Source organism: Echinicola rosea (assembly GCF_005281475.1).
Classification (GTDB): Bacteria; Bacteroidota; Bacteroidia; order Cytophagales; family Cyclobacteriaceae; genus Echinicola; species Echinicola rosea.
Genome location: NZ_CP040106.1, coordinates 4787900 through 4804014, shown reverse-complemented (window position 1 = coordinate 4804014; position 16115 = coordinate 4787900). Strand labels below are relative to the sequence as shown.

The window sequence follows — 16115 nt, the reverse complement described above, 5'->3', positions numbered from 1 at the left end:
TAGGATCAACTTACCTTTTGGGTGAGGTGGTGGAGGAGTATTTTGGTGATGGCCTCCTTGTCCATTGGTTTGGCGGTAAAATCATCCAAGCCTGCCGTTTGGCTTTTTTGCTTTTCGTTGTTTAGAATTCCTGCCGTCAGGGCAATGATAGGGGTGTGTCTATCAGATCCTTCCAATCTACGGATAATTTGAGTGGCCTCATACCCATTTAGTATGGGCATTTGAATGTCCATAAATATCATATCCACATGGTTTTTTTGGAATACTTCTACAGCTTGCTTTCCGTTTTTGGCTTCTAAAATAGCAGAATTTGGCACTAAGGATCGGAGTAGTTTTTTGGTCAGGATCATGTTTACCATGTTGTCCTCGGCAATCAGAAACGTTGGAGAAATTGTTTTCAGTTCTTCCATTTCATGTGGCTGGTTCAGGAATGGAAGGCCAGTTGTATGGGCTTCTTCCGTGTTAAACAATTTCTGGACAATTTGGAGAAAATCCGGCTTTTTGAATGGCTTAATAAGAAATGCATCAATGCTTTCTGGAAGGGTGATGTCCCGTACAAATGCGTTGTGCATCAATATTACCTTGGAAGTGGCAGGGATATCGGTTTGTTCTTTTAACTTTTTGATCAAGGAAATGCCGTCAATGCTAAAGAGGTTTTGATTGATGAGAATAAGGTCAAACGGGCCTTGCTTTTCCAATAACTCATAGGCTTCTTGCTCATTTTTGGCCAGTTCAACGGAACCGTTTAGTTTTTGTATGATTGTGCTGATAACCTGACGGTGGCTGTTATTATCGTCGATGATAAGTGTTTTTCGGCCCTTTAGGATTTGCGGAGCTTTTGCGTCAGATTTTTTCTTTAGGACGACAAGGTCCAGGTCAAACCAAAAAGAACTGCCCTTTTCCATTTCGCTTTCCAAGTTGATATCGCTATCCATCATCTCCAGCAGTTTTTTTGAAATGGCCAGTCCGAGTCCTGTTCCACCAAACTTTCGGCTAGTAGAAGAATCTTCTTGGGTAAAAGCCTGGAAGATCTTAGCTTGGTTTTTTTTGTTGATGCCCGTTCCGGTGTCTATTACCTTAAAACGAATCGTGGCCTCCCCGTTAGGGAGCGATCGGACATGGGCTATTTTAAGGGTGATTTCTCCTTTGGAAGTAAACTTCACGGCATTGCTCAGGAGGTTTATGAGGATTTGTTTTAGCCTGAGCTGGTCGGCCATCACCGAGAAGGGAATGTCCTCATCGATATCCAGGATCAGTTCGAGTTGTTTCTTATGGGCATGGAAAGCAATAAGGTTAATGGCTTCCATACCCAAAGCGTACACCTCTGTGGGTGACTTCTCAATTTCGAGTTTGCCGGCTTCTATTTTGGAGAAATCCAGTATATCATTGACGATTTCCATCAAGGACTTAGCCGATTGATTGATGAGGTTGATATATTGCCTTTGGCTAGCGTCCAAAGTGGTGGAGCTGAGCAGTTCGGAGAAGCCGATAACGCCGTTTAGGGGAGTTCGGATTTCATGGCTCATGCTGCTGATAAAGTCCGATTTTGCCCGGTTGGCGGATTCTGCCTGTTGTTTGGCCTTTCTGATCCTGTAAGTACTGAAAAGGATAAATGTGGCCAGGATAATCATGAGAATAAACCCAATAAGAAAGATATTCCGCTTAAAGATCTGTTGCTGCAGCTTTTCATTAATGAGTTTTTCGTTTAGCGCCATTTCGGTATTGATGGCATCCAGACGCTGGTCAAAGTCAAACTGAGCTTCGAGCTTCCCCATGCTTTTGGCATTGATTTCATCATGTAGGCTGTCCTTCAGGACGATGTTTTGCTTGTGGAAGTTAACGGCTTGGCGCCAGTTGCCAATAGCTTCATAATACTGCGCATACATTTGGTTGATCTCCACCATGTGCTCGCGGTATTGATTTTTGATGCTGATCGTTTTGCCTTTGTCGAGGTAGCGTTTTGCCATGTAATACTGGTCACCTGCCAGATAGAGACGCGATAACCTGATAATGACGCTGACAGTGGTGAAGTAGTAAGCGTTTTCGTTCTTCAGGGTATTGTAGCAAGCTGTATAGTTGCCAATGGCCGCAGTGGTGTCTCCTTCGGCTACATTAATGTCTCCCAAGGTCCTTTGGGCAAATGACGTGAGGAATTGATTTTCGTTTTTCTTAATGTATGGCGTGATCAGGTCCCTAGCTTCACTATAATCACCCATTTGGGTCAATATCCAAGCGATATTATTGAGGGCACGACCGGTAAGCATAATGTCGTTGAGCGGCTTACTCTTTTCATAAGCTTGTTCAAAATAACGCAATGCTTCATCCAGTTGCTCAGTACCGCCGCTATAGATGGCCCCTATGTTCAGCAGTGACTTTACCAATAGCCTTTGATTGTTCAGTGGGACAATGCTTTGGTGACCCTTAAAAGCATATTCTATAGCTTTTGCATACTGGTTCATCCTAAAATAAATCCATCCTAGATTGATCATACTTTCAGCTTCCCCAAGGCTATAGTTGATCTTTTTCGCCTGATCCAATGCGATTATGGAGTTGTCCAAGGCTCTTTTGGTATCTTTTTCAATGTTCTTTTCAGCCCAGTTGTTCAGGCTGTCAATTTTACCTTCCATGGACAGTGCCAAATGCGGCGAACTTACCTGATAAGGCATCGCCTTAAGGATAGGCATCATTAAGATGAGGTGGAATAGCAATATGAAACGAAATAGTTTCATCAGTTTTATTGTCGGGGTTTGTCGAGTAGATTAAGTGGAAGGGGGGAGAAATGCTATTCGACTTTCATGTCATAGACTTGGACCTTTTCCCATTTCTCCTCGTGCTTGGCGATAAATTTTTTGTGGGTTTCATGGATTTGGTAGATATTATGATCTTCCATGGTCTTGAAGTGCACCGTGAGCGAAACATGGAAAGAGTGATCCACGACATCCCTTCTGGAAGTAACGGCAGGTTTTCCGATATAGGCTTTTTTTATACTATCTATTTTGATGAGGTCTTCACAGCCTTTGATGAAGCTCTTCATGTCTTTTTCCGGGTTTTTGAGCCAAAAGTAAACTTGGTGGATCAAGAGGTCTTTGGCAGGAGCGGCATGAGTGCTCAGTGGTAGAAACAAGCTGGTTCCTACTAATCCCAATCGATTTAGAAATGATCTTCTGGTTTTCATAGTTTTCTATCTTATTTAAATTATTATTGAAAAAATGGGTGGTTATTTAGGAATTACTTAAACATCTTTGGGGCATTGTCCAATAAATAAATTTAATTGCGATTACAAGTTATATAAATGAATTTTATTCGCTTTTACTTTGCTAATGTATAAAAAAAGGATAAAATATCAGTAAAATGAATTACAGAAAACTCGGAAGTACCGATATTAGGATTTCGGAGATCTCTCTAGGTACCTGGCAAGTAGGTGGAGGATGGGGAGGAAACTTTGATGAAAAGGCCGCTGCTGACATCCTGCACGAAGCCATAGATGGCGGGGTTAATTTTATAGATACAGCGGATGTCTATGATGACGGGATGAGTGAAGCCGCTGTAGGCAGGCTGCTCAAAGAACGATCAGAGCAGATCTATGTGGCCAGTAAATGTGGGCGGCAGATCAATCCTCATGTAAGTGAAGGATATACTCCTGAGGTGCTTAGAAAATATGTGGAAGCCAGTCTGAAAAATATCGGCATCGAGTCGTTGGATTTGATACAGTTGCATTGCCCGCCGACAGCGGTGTACGAGCGTGATGATATTTTTGAGCTTTTTGATCGACTGAAAGAAGAAGGAAAGATCAAGCATTTGGGAGTTAGTGTAGAAAAAGTGGAGGAAGCGCAGCTGGCGCTAAACTACCCAAATGTGCAAACAGTGCAGATCATTTTCAATATGTTTCGCCAAAAACCAGCCGAAACTTTTTTTGGGAAAGCCAGCGCAAAAGATGTCGGCATCATTGTAAGGGTTCCCTTGGCAAGTGGTCTGCTGAGTGGAAAAATGAGTCGAGATAGGGAATTTGACCCAAATGACCATCGTCATTTCAATAGGGACGGCCAGGCCTTTGACAAAGGCGAAACCTTCTCGGGCGTCGATTTTGAAAAAGGATTGGATGCAGTGGAAGAACTCAAGGGGATTTTTGGGGAGAAAGCATCATTGGCGGCATGGGCCCTTCGGTGGATTCTGATGTTTGAGGAAGTGAGTACCGTAATTCCAGGAGCCTCCCGACCTTCCCAGATCAAGGCAAACCTACTCTCTTCGGCACTCCCAGCCGTGACCAATGAACAATTAGAAGCTGTAAAGTCGGTCTATGAAAAGTACATCAAAGCAGATGTACATCATTTGTGGTAATTAAAACAAAAATTTATGCACTATAACCAACTAGGGAAATCAACTATCAAGGTCAGTGAAGTTTCTTTTGGCTGTATGTCGCTCAAGGGCAGCAAAAAAGAAAATACACAATTGATCCATCAAGCGATCGAACACGGTATCAATTATTTTGATACGGCCGACTTGTACGATGCAGGCGAAAATGAGAAAGTAGTGGGGGAAGCGTTGAAAGGCATGCGCCATGATATAGTATTGGCCACTAAAGTGGGAAATGAGCTCCGGGCTGATGGCAGTGGATGGGATTGGAACCCAAGAAAATCCTATATCTTGAAGGCAGTCGAAGAGAGCTTAAAGCGACTGCAAACTGATTTTATTGACTTTTATCAGCTCCATGGAGGAACAATAGAGGATCCGATAGATGAAACCATCGAGGCATTCGAATTGCTCAAGGAGCAAGGGAAAATAAGGGAGTATGGGATCTCTTCCATCCGGCCAAACGTCATTCGCCAGTATGTAGAAAAGTCCAATATTGCGGGAGTGATGATGCAGTACAGTTTATTGGATAGAAGGCCAGAGGAATCAGTTTTGGATTTGTTGGAAAATCATCAGATCAGTGTGCTGGTAAGGGGTGGATACGCAAAAGGGCTTCTGCTGGACAAGCCAGCAAAAGAATACCTTAATTGGTCAGCAAAAGAAGTCGATGTAATAAAGAACAAGATAAGTGCCCTTTGTCCAGACATGAAAACCCAGCAGCAAGTGGCCCTCAAATATCCACTGGCCCATAAAGCAGTAGCCTCCATCGTGTCAGGGGTGCGAACGTCCGAACAACTGTTCAGTACCTTGGAAGCCCTGGAAGCTGGCGAGGATGTGGATGCTATTATAGAACAGCTTAAAAGTGATTTGGTGCCAAATTTCTACGAAATGCACCGCTGAGTCATTTTTAGCGGAATGAGCAGCATGAATTTGGCTGTGCCCTTTTGATGCTTTTAAATAAACGGCATCTAGGCAGATGAATTGTTTTGGAAAGCATGAGTCATCACAGACAACCTGGGAAAGCATGTTTCAGGTTGTTTGTGATGAAAACTAATATGCTTTTTGATTAGATGGCGATTAATCAGTGATTATTTTGGTAAACGATTGAAAATCAAAACCAACGAAGCGGGAATTGCGACCGCTATTACCAAAAATTCCATTATAGCTATAAAATACCAAAGCTTAACTTCCCTGAGACTATTAATTCCCCAAACTTTTAACTACTTTTGACGTAAACACTAATGGTAGTTTTTGCAAACTAATTTGAATATCTACAAAAAACATATCAGGAAAAGCCTGTCAATACTGCTTTTGGTATTGTTCACTGGGTTTATCTTTACACCTATAGTCGTCACGATTATAGATGCCAAGGCTGATGTGTCCATGTTTTATTCTGTGGTGGAAGAGGAAGAAAATGCTGAAAACCACAAATCTGAAAAATCAACATTTTTTAAGCGAAATGAAATGATGGCATTATCAATGATCTTGGCTGATGAAGAAATCAGTCCAAGGTTTCATTTGGAAAGTGATTATGCCTTTGTCATGGGCGACCAATTTTGCCCACCTCCCGAATTGTCTTAAGTTTTACTCGTTCCTTTAGGTACTGAATTTCCGTGCCTCAAGCTGTTTGCAATCATGCGTGGCAGCAGTGTGCTGAGCTCTATATAGGCGCACATCAATCGATTACTAAAAAAATCAAAACGAATAAACTTTATGACAAAGGTGAAAAATCTCTTTGCGAACCTTAGATCAGATATTCCATCAGGCTTGGTGGTATTCCTAGTGGCCCTTCCGCTATGTTTGGGGATAGCCTTGGCTTCAGGCGCTCCGCTGTTTTCGGGGATTATAACAGGAATTGTAGGCGGGATTGTGGTAGGACTGCTCAGCCAGTCCCATGTGAGTGTGTCAGGACCTGCTGCAGGATTGACGGCGATAGTGATCGTGGCGATTCAGGATTTGGGAGGTTTCCAGATTTTCTTGGTTGCGGTGGTTTTATCGGGCTTGATACAGCTCACCCTCGGTTTTCTCAAGGCTGGCAGTATATCCAATTACATCCCAAGTAATGTCATTACAGGCATGCTGGCCGGTATTGGTGTGATCATTTTTCTTAAGCAAGTTCCAGTGGCACTGGGATCCGATGCAGAAGTCGGTTCTGGACTGGAGATTTTCACGGGTTTAGCGGCTTCTTTTATGGATGTAAAAATGGGCGTAGTCATGGTGACAGCCATTTCGCTATTTATTTTGATTGCTTGGGGAAATGTCCCTGCCCTGAAGAAACTTAAACTGGTACCTCCAGCCCTTGTGGCGGTATTGGCAGGTGTGTTGGTAAATGAACTCTTCATCATGAGTGGAAGTGCCTTGGCCATCGGAGACAAATACATGGTAAACCTTCCGGTACCGACGACTCCAGAAGAATTTAAAGGGCTGATCACCATGCCCCAATTTTCTGAAATCGGCAATCCTGAAGTTTGGATTGTGGCAGCGACCATAGCGGTGGTGGCATCCATCGAGACACTCCTTTGTATTGAAGCCACTGATCGCATGGATCCCCTGAAGCGGGTGACGAATACAAACGTGGAATTGAAGGCCCAAGGGGTAGGGAACATTATCAGTGGTCTGATAGGGGGATTGCCCATGACCTCAGTGGTGGTAAGGTCCACAGCTAATATCAATTCAGGAGCGAAATCCAAAATGTCGGCTGTAATCCATGGCTTTCTGCTATTGATCAGTGTATTGACCATTCCTTTTTTGTTAAACCGTATTCCATTGGCCACGTTGGCGGCAATCTTGTTGATGATTGGATATAAATTGGCCAATCCGGCAACTTTTAAATATTTCTGGAACCAAGGGAAATATCAATTTATTCCGTTTATTGCCACGCTCACCGGTGTGGTGTTCCTGGACTTACTGAAAGGAGTGGCTTTGGGCCTTGTAATCAGTGTGTTCTTTATCCTAAGAGGAAACGCCAGACGTGTATATTACTTCAATAAAGAAGGATACCAAGATGGCGATGTGATTCACGTGGACTTGGCGCAAGAGGTATCATTTTTAAACAAGGCAGCGATCAAGCAGACACTGAACCACATCCCGGATGGGGCAAAGGTGGTAATCGATGCCTCTGATACCGTTTATGTAGCGCATGATGTCTTGGAACTCATTCGGGAATTTAAGAAAATCCAGGCACCAGAGCGTGGAATCTCCGTGAAGTTGGTCGGGTTTAAGGATGCTTATAATCTTGAGAATGATCTGGACGAATCCAATCATGTGTCCACAGAGCATAAAAATATCATCAACTACAGAAGAAGGGGAAAAACCTCGCATCGTGAGGTGATTTCTGATTTAATCAACGGAAATAATAATTAAATTAGTGCTGTTGAAATTACTTACTTGTAGGTAAAAAATTAAAGAGGAAGCTATGGGCTTCCTTTTTAATGGAGTTTTCTATAAAGATTCAATAAACGTATATTTCGGGAATATCATAATTTACTAAACTAACCAAAATATGAAAGCACATACTGCGGAAACCCAAGCGTCAGTAACCCCCAAGAAAGCCTTGGAATTTTTGAAGGAAGGCAACCAGCGATTTGTAAACAACCTCAAGCTGAACAGGCACCTACTTAACCAAGTCAATGATACCCGCGATGGACAGTGGCCATTTGCTATCGTGCTGAGCTGTATAGACAGCAGGACCTCTGCGGAATTGATTTTTGATCAGGGCCTGGGTGATATTTTCAGTGTGAGAATCGCTGGAAATGTGGCCAACGAAGACATTCTGGGCAGCATGGAGTATGCCTGTAAAGTGGCCGGATCCAAGTTGGTCGTTGTCCTAGGCCATAGCAAATGCGGTGCAGTGACCGGAGCATGCTCAGAAGTGAAAATGGGCAATCTGACTGGACTTTTGGAAAAGGTCAATCCTTCCATCAAAAAGGTAAGTGAAAGGCTCGACAAGAAGCATACAGATCCTGCTTTTGTGGAGGAAGTTTCGAAGCAAAATGTGGTTGATACCATGGATGGGGTTTTGAAAAATAGCGATGTCTTGAAGGAGTTGTTTGAAGAGGGTAAGATCGGTTTGGTCGGAGCATACTATGATGTGGAGACAGGAGAAGTCAGCATTACCAAGGAAATGTTCAAGTAGGAACAGGTTGATTTATATTTTGATTATACGCTTTTATGCCAAAACGGCCACTTGACTGATCACTTTAGGCAAATGATCGTTCTTAGATGACGATGATCAGTCCACAGTCGTGGAAACTTAGCGTTTGATATAAGTTGTTTCTATTACTGACACGATGACGTACACTTATAATTTAAGAGAGGCCGTTTCTTAGGAAACGGCCTCTCTTTTTATGGAGGCATGCAGAAATGCGATTGCTAGCCTCCTTGTGACGAGGCTTTATTGATGATGTGTTTTGCCACAAGGCCTCAACGACACAAGTAACCGGCCGTTTGTGTTTCACCCCAGTTTATGCACACCTGCTGCTACAAATAAATGAACTGTGCTGTTCGGGATTTGAAATCTCCCTTGGCCAATTGTGCCCTATGTACCTAAGGTCAAGTCACATTACAAAGAAAAACTCCAACAGGTGGTATTGAGTTAGAAAACTCAATGCTAGTGGTTCCGCAGCACAGCTGTCGTATAACGGAAACAGGGGGAGATTTGAGGGGTGGAAGCCGTGGCAGCTCGCCGCGGCGAGTTGCCACACCCATTTCCAACCCACACCCTCCTTAAAAGGGTTCGTATGACGCTTTAAATACTAAAATTAAGTCGAGCTCAGGTAAAAACGTTGAGAAGAAAAACTTCAATAGCTGGTGTGAAAACAGCCTTGACAGTGCTTGGTCAGGAATTTGAAGCAGCATTTTTTTCACCCAAGAGGACTACGTCCTTGACCTGTACTTCAGTGATGTACTTTTTCTCTCCTTTGGAATCGGTATAAGTCCTGTTGATTAGTTTGCCTTCAATGGCGATTTCGGTGCCTTTGTCTGTGTATTTGTGAATGATTTCAGCCATTTTGCCCCAAGCAACGACCTGGTGCCAAGTGGTGTCTTCCACTCGTTCCCCTTTGGCATTTTTATAGATCTCATTGGTGGCCAAGCTTAGGCGTGCCATGGCATTGTTGTTTTCCAGGACTTTATAGTCCGCCTTGGCACCTAACCTTCCGATCAACTGTACTTTGTTTCTAAGTGTATTCATGATATATGTTGTTTTAGTGAAATCGTTGATGATCGACAACGATATTAATCTAAAGCAAAGGTGGAAGGGAAAGAGGAAAATAGTCGGGTATTAACCGTTTGTAGTCGTTTGTAAACGGATACAGCCGGGTATGTACGGTTGATAAAGCGCTTGAAATTGTGTATATTCCTATAATTTTTGATTTTATAATTTGAGTACACGATGTTTTTAGAAGAGAAGAAATGCCTGAATTGCCAAAAGCCCATCCAAGGGAGGTCGGACAAAAAGTTCTGTGATGATTTTTGCCGCAGCCATTATAACAACCACCTCAAGTCCGGAAGGTACCAAACCGTCCGAAAGATCAACAATGCCCTGAAGAAGAACCGCAAAATCCTCGAAATGGCACTTACTGATGTAAAGGAAACCATGCGGATTTCACGGGAACAGCTGATTATGAAAGGCTTTCAGTTTAAATACCACACCCATCGATACATCAACAAAAGGGGGGATGTCTATATCTATTGCTATGACTATGGGTATCTGCAGCTGGACAGTGACTGGTTTTTGGTGGTGAAGGTCCGGGAGCATGTCTGAAGGTTTTGACCACATTTACCAGGGCAAGGCCTTGGGGAATGTTTCCAAAAGTCCAAAAGTGACCGGGATTGTGGTTGTGACTGACGGGGTGGTTTATCCGTTGTTATCCGTTTACATTCGGAAGTAAACGGTTAAGGTCCGTTTGGATGATTTTTTTTGACTTTATTTTTACATGGATCCTATTATCTATCATCCACACCCAAAAGCAGGAAGGATTAAGTTTTTTATTCCCTTTCCCATGAAGGCCGTAAGGGAGGCTGTCAAGGACAAGCAGGATAGTTTTTATCATCCCGTGCAGAAATTATGGAGTATCCGGAACACTGCCGAGAACCTCCATTGGCTCAAGGGGCTTTTGGGCAATGACGTGAAGGTATGCGAAAAGAACACCAAACCGGCTTTACCCCATCGTGAGCTGTCCTCATCTTTGCTTGATACCTTGGCCATATATGAAGAGAAACTACTGCTAAAGGCATATAGTGGCCATACTATACGCACGTATGTAAGTGAATTCAGGCAGTTTCTGATGTTTCATGAGGGAAAGGACCTGAAAACCCTTGATAAAGCATCGATAGCGTCCTATATGGCAGGTCTGATCCAGCACTACGGCATATCCGGCACCAAGCAGAACCAAACCATCAATGCCATAAAATGCTATTATGAGCATGTATTGGGGCTTCCAAGGGAATATTACGATCTTCAGCGGCCAAAAAAAGCAAAGCGGCTCCCAAATGTATTGAGTCAAGAAGAAGTGAAAAGACTCATCAGTTTTCCAAAAAACCTAAAACACAAAGCCATGCTTCACACCGTGTACGGTGGGGGATTAAGGGCAGGGGAGTTGATTAAGCTTAGAGTGAGGGACATTCGGTCAGATGAGGGGTATATCTTTATCAAAGGTGCCAAAGGAAAGAAAGATCGGCGGACCATTCTGTCACAAAAGTTACTTATACTACTCCGATCTTACTATAAGGAGTACAAACCATCCTATTGGCTATTTGAAGGTCAAGAAGGGGGGCAGTACGCTGTGAAGAGTCTTCAGATGGTCTTTCGACGGGCAGCAGAAGGAGCACAGGTGGATCCGTGGGCCACTTTACATACGCTTCGCCATAGTTTTGCCACCCACTGTTTGGAGCAAGGGATCAATATGCGGCAGGTTCAGGTAATGCTGGGACACGAAAGTGCCAAGACCACCCAAATATACACTCACGTAATAGGGATTTCGTCCAAAACGATCAAAAGTCCGCTTGATAATTTATAAAAACGATTATCTTAGTGCAGACATAATGGATATAGAGGCAATGGAGTTGCTTTTATATAAGTGTTATAGTGCATTGGGTGAGCTTTTTAGCTTCATTTAGCGATGTTTTTGGCGGCACATTGAAGGGTTTTGAAAAAGGAGATTGAAGGAGGAGGGAGGAAAAGGGGCTTCGCCTCCCGTTTTGTCGATTTGAGGGGAGCGATTGAAGGAAGCCGAAAGGAGGTGGAGATTGGAAAAAAGAAGGTCACCCTGACAGTTGAGGTCTGTGCAAAAACCTTGGCTGGATCAAGATTTCAAAAGGGAAGACTGATAACGGAAACAAAACAAACGCACTATAACAAGGTGTAGAAGCAATAGCTTTTTTTTGGTTCAAGCAGGAACCGTAAGTCGCTGGTCAACGGTAGTTGCTTTCGGGATATTGATGGAAGAAAGGCTGCTACTGCTTCTACACAGGGCGTTATGCCTCACCTAAAAAACCGAGTAGCCAAATAAATAAAGAGAATGGATTTTGAAATACTTATAAATAACACTTTCACCGATATTAATACTGACGCTACTTTAAATCCAGTTGACAATAAGAGTGTGATAAGTATGATAAATAATTTTGAAGCAACAGAATGGCGGTACAATCATTTTCAAAATTTCATTTGGGATAATATCGCAGAAACCGCACTATCTCATAAAGAAAGAGAAAGTCTTGTGAATAATCATCACTCACTTTTAACTTATGCAGCAAAGAACCTCAGACTTTCTGACAAATCGGGGGATATTAGCAAAGGAAGTGAAATTGCTGAAATAGTTTTATATGCTATTATGAAGCATCACTTCAATGCACTACCGATAGTACCAAAAATTTTTTATAAACAAAATCCACAAGACAATGCTAAAGGTGCCGATAGTGTTCATATAATAATAGAAAATGACACTGACTTTTCCATATGGTTTGGTGAAGCTAAATTTTATGATAGCATCGAAGATGCAAGAATTCCAAGTATCATTAACTCAATAGAAAACTCTTTATTAACTGAGAAATTAAAAAAAGAAAATAGCATAATTACAAATGTTTCTGATATAGATTCTCTAATTGGAGATGAAACGTTAAGAGATTCTATAAAAGCAGCTCTATCGCCAAGAGAATCTATTGACTTAATAAAACCTAAACTACATATACCAATTTTACTATTGCACGAATGTGAAATAACCCAAAATCACAACATAATTTCTGATGAATATAAAACCGAAATGATTGCATATCATAAAAAAAGAGCGGAATCATTTTTCAATAAACAATTAAATAAAATCGGTGGAATACCACAGTATTCTCAAATCAAATTTCATTTGATTTTATTTCCTGTTCCACTCAAGAAAACTATTGTGGACAAGTTTGTTTCAATGGCTGACTTCTATAAAAATTCTTAACCAATGGAAATATTTGAAACTTGTCATATAGTCAATCAATTCTTAATTGAACGTAAAGAGGTTCAAGCTAGAAATGAGCTAATTAAACTATTGGATTATCACGAAAGAAACGAAATTGAATATTCACCATTAGTAAATCATTTAATTCGTGAAACAGGTCTATATCCATACCTCAAAGCTGATACTGCTAATTGGGAAGACAGATTTGTATTTGAAATATTCAAGGTCGATATAGGAGGTAAACAAGCCACCTTGCATAGAGAACAATCGTCATTATTAAAACGATTAGTTAATGGAGAAAACATTGCAGTAAGTGCTCCAACAAGCTTTGGGAAAAGCTTTGTGATAGATGCTTTTATTTCAATTAAAAAGCCTGATAATGTAGTGATAATCGTCCCGACAATTGCTCTAACTGACGAGACAAGGAGACGTTTATACAAGAAGTTCGCGAATAGTTATAAAATTATAACAACTACTGAAGTTGAGCTTGCTGAAAGAAACATTTTTATTTTCCCACAAGAAAGGGCAATGAATTATGTAAATAAAATCGACAGTATTGATATTTTAATAATTGATGAGTTCTATAAAGCAAGTTCTGTATATGATAAATCTAGGTCTCCATCTCTGCTAAAGGCAATTATTAAACTAGGTCTTAAATCGAAACAAAAATATTTCTTAGCTCCCAACATAACTTCTATTGGTGATAATGTATTTACTCAAGATATGGCTTTTGAGGATAAATTAGGATTCAGCACAGTTTATCTTGAACGCTTTGAACCATACAAAGAAATTGAAGGAGACAGAATTGAAAAAGAACTTCAAAAAGGCGAAGTGCTTCTGAAAATTCTTGAAGAAACCAAAACAAAGTCACTTATTTATGCTGCATCATATCCGCAAATAGACAAAGTTTCAAATCTATTAAATGAAAACCTTCCAATTTCCGACAAACCTTTAATGGTAGAATTTGCTAATTGGCTAACAATAAATTATGGAGCTAATTGGAAACTAACTAATCTGGTGAAAAGAGGTGTTGGCATTCATAATGGTCAATTGCATCGTTCTATAAGTCAGATTCAAGTCAAGTTATTTGAAGAACAAGAAGGATTAAATAATATTATCTCTACTTCATCAATAATAGAAGGTGTAAATACATCCGCAGAAAACGTTATTATTTGGCGAAATCGAAAAAGTGGTGGCAACAGTATTTTAGACAGTTTTACCTATAAAAATATTATTGGCAGAGGAGGTAGAATGTTTAAGTATTTTATTGGTAAAATATACTTACTTGAACCACCACCTCAAGAAGGAACAACTCAGCTAGACATTCCATTTCCAGACACTATTTTAGGTGACTTGGACGAAAATATTTACAGTTCAAGTTTAGACAATGAGCAAATCGCCAAAATTGTAACATTTAAAAATGAGATGTACGATATTCTTGGAAAAGAATCTTATGATAGGCTATTAAAAGAAAATATTTTCCAATCTAATAATTCGGAATTTATCAAAGAAACGGCAAGACAAATGAAATCTAATCCAGAGGAATGGAATGGGCTTTCATATCTAAATTCTAACGAACCGGAATCTTGGGATAGACTATTATGGAAAATAATTAGTTTACAACCAGGCGAATGGGGTGATGGTCCGTATGGTATCCAACATAGGAAATTTGTAGAGTTTGTTAAAGTTCTAGTTGAGAATTGGGGAAGTACAATTCCTGAACTTTTAGATGAATTAGACGAATTTGATATTGATATTGAGCAATTTTTCAAGTTGGAAAGGACAGCTGCTTTTAATCTATCTTCCTTAATAAGTGATATAAACATTCTTCAAAAAGAAATAATTAACAACGGAACAGATGTAGCTCCTTTTGTTTCTAGGGTTTCTCACGCATTCCTTCCATCGGTTGTTTATCAACTAGAGGAATATGGTATGCCAAGAATGATTTCACGGAAATTGCATCAAAATGGTATAATCAACTTCTTGGATGAAAATTTGAACATTCACAATGCAATCGAAATATTTCATAAAATCGGGAAAGAGATGATTAAGTCATACGATTATATAGATACGTTCGACAAATACATAGTTGACTATTTTTATGACGGAATCACGACAAATTCAGAATAAATAAAATAAAAGGCGAAGGCATAACAATGTATATAAAAAATAGGCGAAATAGTAGTAAAACCAAGGGTTTTGGCTCGTATCAAACTCAATACTTAACTGAAAGTTTTGAGCTTCGAAACCGCCTACTTTTCATATACTAACCGTTGGCGTGCATGCGGAAAACGACAAAGTAAACGATAATACGAACATAAATTTGACGACATAAATTAAACTATGCCGAACGAAAACAAACATTTACATAAAGCAAGTAAGTCTAAAAAGGATGAATTCTACACCCAGCTTTCCGACATTGAGAAAGAATTGAGACACTATAAGAAGCATTTCAAAGACAAGACTGTTTATTGTAATTGTGATGACCCAAGAATTAGTAATTTCTTTCATTACTTCTCATACAATTTTGAAAGACTTGGTCTAAAAAGACTAATTACAACTTGCTACAAAAATCAAGAACGTGACTTATTCAGCCTGAATGATTCAGAACAAGCCATTTATTTAGAATATACAGGAGATAAAAATGGAAATAACGTGCCTGACCCTGAAGAAATAGGAATAGTACATTTAAAAGGCGATGGAGATTTTAGAAGTAAAGAAAGCATTGAGCTATTAGAACAAGCAGATATTGTTGTAACAAACCCACCTTTCTCACTTTTTCGAGAGTATGTTACCCAATTAATTGAACACGATAAAAAATTCATAATCATTGGACACCAAAACGCCATAACATATAAGGAGATATTCAAATATTTAAAGGATAATAAGATTTGGTTAGGCTACGGATTTAATCGAAACATGGCTCATTTCATTAATCCTCATTATGAAGATTACGCTTCAGATACGGACCACAAAGAAGGAATGATTCGAGTATCGGGTGTAGTTTGGTACACCAATTTGGAGATTAAAAAAAGGCACGAAGACATGATACTCTTTAAAAAATATTACGGAAATGAAGAAGAGTATCCTAAATATGACAACTACGATGCAATAAATGTGGATAAAGCCAGAGAAATCCCAATGGATTTTGAAGGCATTATGGGAGTACCAATAACATTTATGAGCAAGTATAATCCTGACCAATTTGAATTAATTGGTCAAATGGTAACAACAAAAATTGATGAGTTTAATCATGGCTATCCTTACATTAATGGAAAGAAGATTTATGCTCGCATTCTCATTAAAAACAAAAAAGTAATCGCCTAA

14 protein-coding genes are annotated in these 16115 nt (G+C 40.3%); 11 read left to right on the top strand and 3 right to left on the bottom strand.

Annotation, left to right across the window (positions count from 1 at the left end; all coding sequences use genetic code 11):
• Window positions 1-5 precede the first annotated feature (5 nt).
• Together FDP09_RS18790 and FDP09_RS18785 are read right to left on the bottom strand one after the other, a co-directional pair.
• Window positions 6-2729, bottom strand: coding sequence for a tetratricopeptide repeat-containing hybrid sensor histidine kinase/response regulator (locus FDP09_RS18790; protein ID WP_137404129.1), 2724 nt, complete (start codon window positions 2727-2729; stop codon window positions 6-8).
• 53 nt (window positions 2730-2782) lie between these two features.
• Window positions 2783-3175 (bottom strand): Dabb family protein, encoded by a 393-nt coding sequence (locus FDP09_RS18785; protein WP_137404128.1) that lies wholly within the window; start codon window positions 3173-3175, stop codon window positions 2783-2785.
• A gap of 176 nt (window positions 3176-3351) precedes the next feature.
• Between FDP09_RS18785 and FDP09_RS18780 the strand changes: the two genes are divergently transcribed.
• From FDP09_RS18780 to FDP09_RS18760, 5 genes are all read left to right on the top strand, one after another.
• Window positions 3352-4338 carry an aldo/keto reductase gene (locus FDP09_RS18780; RefSeq protein WP_137404127.1) on the top strand — a complete coding sequence of 329 codons (987 nt, stop codon included), beginning with the start codon at window positions 3352-3354 and terminating at the stop codon, window positions 4336-4338.
• A 15-nt stretch (window positions 4339-4353) separates the two neighbouring features.
• A complete protein-coding gene (locus FDP09_RS18775) occupies window positions 4354-5250 on the top strand; it encodes an aldo/keto reductase (protein WP_137404126.1) in 897 nt (298 codons plus the stop codon).
• A 351-nt stretch (window positions 5251-5601) separates the two neighbouring features.
• Window positions 5602-5931 (top strand): hypothetical protein, encoded by a 330-nt coding sequence (locus FDP09_RS18770; RefSeq protein ID WP_229683467.1) that lies wholly within the window; start codon window positions 5602-5604, stop codon window positions 5929-5931.
• Window positions 5932-6063: 132 nt separating this feature from the next.
• Window positions 6064-7713, top strand: a complete 1650-nt coding sequence (locus tag FDP09_RS18765; protein ID WP_137404125.1) for a SulP family inorganic anion transporter — start codon at window positions 6064-6066, stop codon at window positions 7711-7713.
• Between the two features lie 139 nt (window positions 7714-7852).
• Entirely contained in the window at window positions 7853-8485 is a 633-nt protein-coding gene (locus FDP09_RS18760; RefSeq protein WP_137404124.1) for a carbonic anhydrase family protein, read from the top strand.
• Window positions 8486-9187: 702 nt separating this feature from the next.
• Here FDP09_RS18760 and FDP09_RS18755 read toward each other — a convergent pair.
• Window positions 9188-9541 carry a single-stranded DNA-binding protein gene (locus FDP09_RS18755; RefSeq protein WP_137404123.1) on the bottom strand — a complete coding sequence of 118 codons (354 nt, stop codon included), beginning with the start codon at window positions 9539-9541 and terminating at the stop codon, window positions 9188-9190.
• A 201-nt stretch (window positions 9542-9742) separates the two neighbouring features.
• On the opposite strand from FDP09_RS18755, the gene FDP09_RS18750 reads away from it, so the two are divergent.
• From FDP09_RS18750 to FDP09_RS18725, 6 genes are all read left to right on the top strand, one after another.
• Complete coding sequence (locus tag FDP09_RS18750) at window positions 9743-10114, top strand: hypothetical protein (protein WP_137404122.1); 372 nt, start codon at window positions 9743-9745, stop codon at window positions 10112-10114.
• Between the two features lie 172 nt (window positions 10115-10286).
• Window positions 10287-11369, top strand: a complete 1083-nt coding sequence (locus FDP09_RS18745; RefSeq protein WP_137404121.1) for a tyrosine-type recombinase/integrase — start codon at window positions 10287-10289, stop codon at window positions 11367-11369.
• A 129-nt stretch (window positions 11370-11498) separates the two neighbouring features.
• Window positions 11499-11717 carry a hypothetical protein gene (locus FDP09_RS18740; RefSeq protein WP_137404120.1) on the top strand — a complete coding sequence of 73 codons (219 nt, stop codon included), beginning with the start codon at window positions 11499-11501 and terminating at the stop codon, window positions 11715-11717.
• Window positions 11718-11870: 153 nt separating this feature from the next.
• Window positions 11871-12788 carry a HamA C-terminal domain-containing protein gene (locus FDP09_RS18735; protein WP_137404119.1) on the top strand — a complete coding sequence of 306 codons (918 nt, stop codon included), beginning with the start codon at window positions 11871-11873 and terminating at the stop codon, window positions 12786-12788.
• A 3-nt stretch (window positions 12789-12791) separates the two neighbouring features.
• Complete coding sequence (locus tag FDP09_RS18730; RefSeq protein WP_137404118.1) at window positions 12792-14918, top strand: DEAD/DEAH box helicase; 2127 nt, start codon at window positions 12792-12794, stop codon at window positions 14916-14918.
• Window positions 14919-15131: 213 nt separating this feature from the next.
• Window positions 15132-16115 carry an adenine-specific methyltransferase EcoRI family protein gene (locus FDP09_RS18725; RefSeq protein ID WP_137404117.1) on the top strand — a complete coding sequence of 328 codons (984 nt, stop codon included), beginning with the start codon at window positions 15132-15134 and terminating at the stop codon, window positions 16113-16115.

Bases quoted from the DNA above. Each gene is read 5' to 3' on its own strand.
- FDP09_RS18745 (WP_137404121.1), top strand. From the start codon at position 10,287: ATGGATCCTATTATCTATCATCCACACCCAAAAGCAGGAAGGATTAAG.
- FDP09_RS18730 (WP_137404118.1), top strand. From the start codon at position 12,792: ATGGAAATATTTGAAACTTGTCATATAGTCAATCAATTCTTAATTGAA.
- FDP09_RS18790 (WP_137404129.1), bottom strand. From the start codon at position 2,729: ATGAAACTATTTCGTTTCATATTGCTATTCCACCTCATCTTAATGATG.
- FDP09_RS18765 (WP_137404125.1), top strand. From the start codon at position 6,064: ATGACAAAGGTGAAAAATCTCTTTGCGAACCTTAGATCAGATATTCCA.
- FDP09_RS18760 (WP_137404124.1), top strand. From the start codon at position 7,853: ATGAAAGCACATACTGCGGAAACCCAAGCGTCAGTAACCCCCAAGAAA.
- FDP09_RS18775 (WP_137404126.1), top strand. From the start codon at position 4,354: ATGCACTATAACCAACTAGGGAAATCAACTATCAAGGTCAGTGAAGTT.
- FDP09_RS18780 (WP_137404127.1), top strand. From the start codon at position 3,352: ATGAATTACAGAAAACTCGGAAGTACCGATATTAGGATTTCGGAGATC.
- FDP09_RS18735 (WP_137404119.1), top strand. From the start codon at position 11,871: ATGGATTTTGAAATACTTATAAATAACACTTTCACCGATATTAATACT.
- FDP09_RS18755 (WP_137404123.1), bottom strand. From the start codon at position 9,541: ATGAATACACTTAGAAACAAAGTACAGTTGATCGGAAGGTTAGGTGCC.
- FDP09_RS18725 (WP_137404117.1), top strand. From the start codon at position 15,132: ATGCCGAACGAAAACAAACATTTACATAAAGCAAGTAAGTCTAAAAAG.
- FDP09_RS18785 (WP_137404128.1), bottom strand. From the start codon at position 3,175: ATGAAAACCAGAAGATCATTTCTAAATCGATTGGGATTAGTAGGAACC.
- FDP09_RS18750 (WP_137404122.1), top strand. From the start codon at position 9,743: ATGTTTTTAGAAGAGAAGAAATGCCTGAATTGCCAAAAGCCCATCCAA.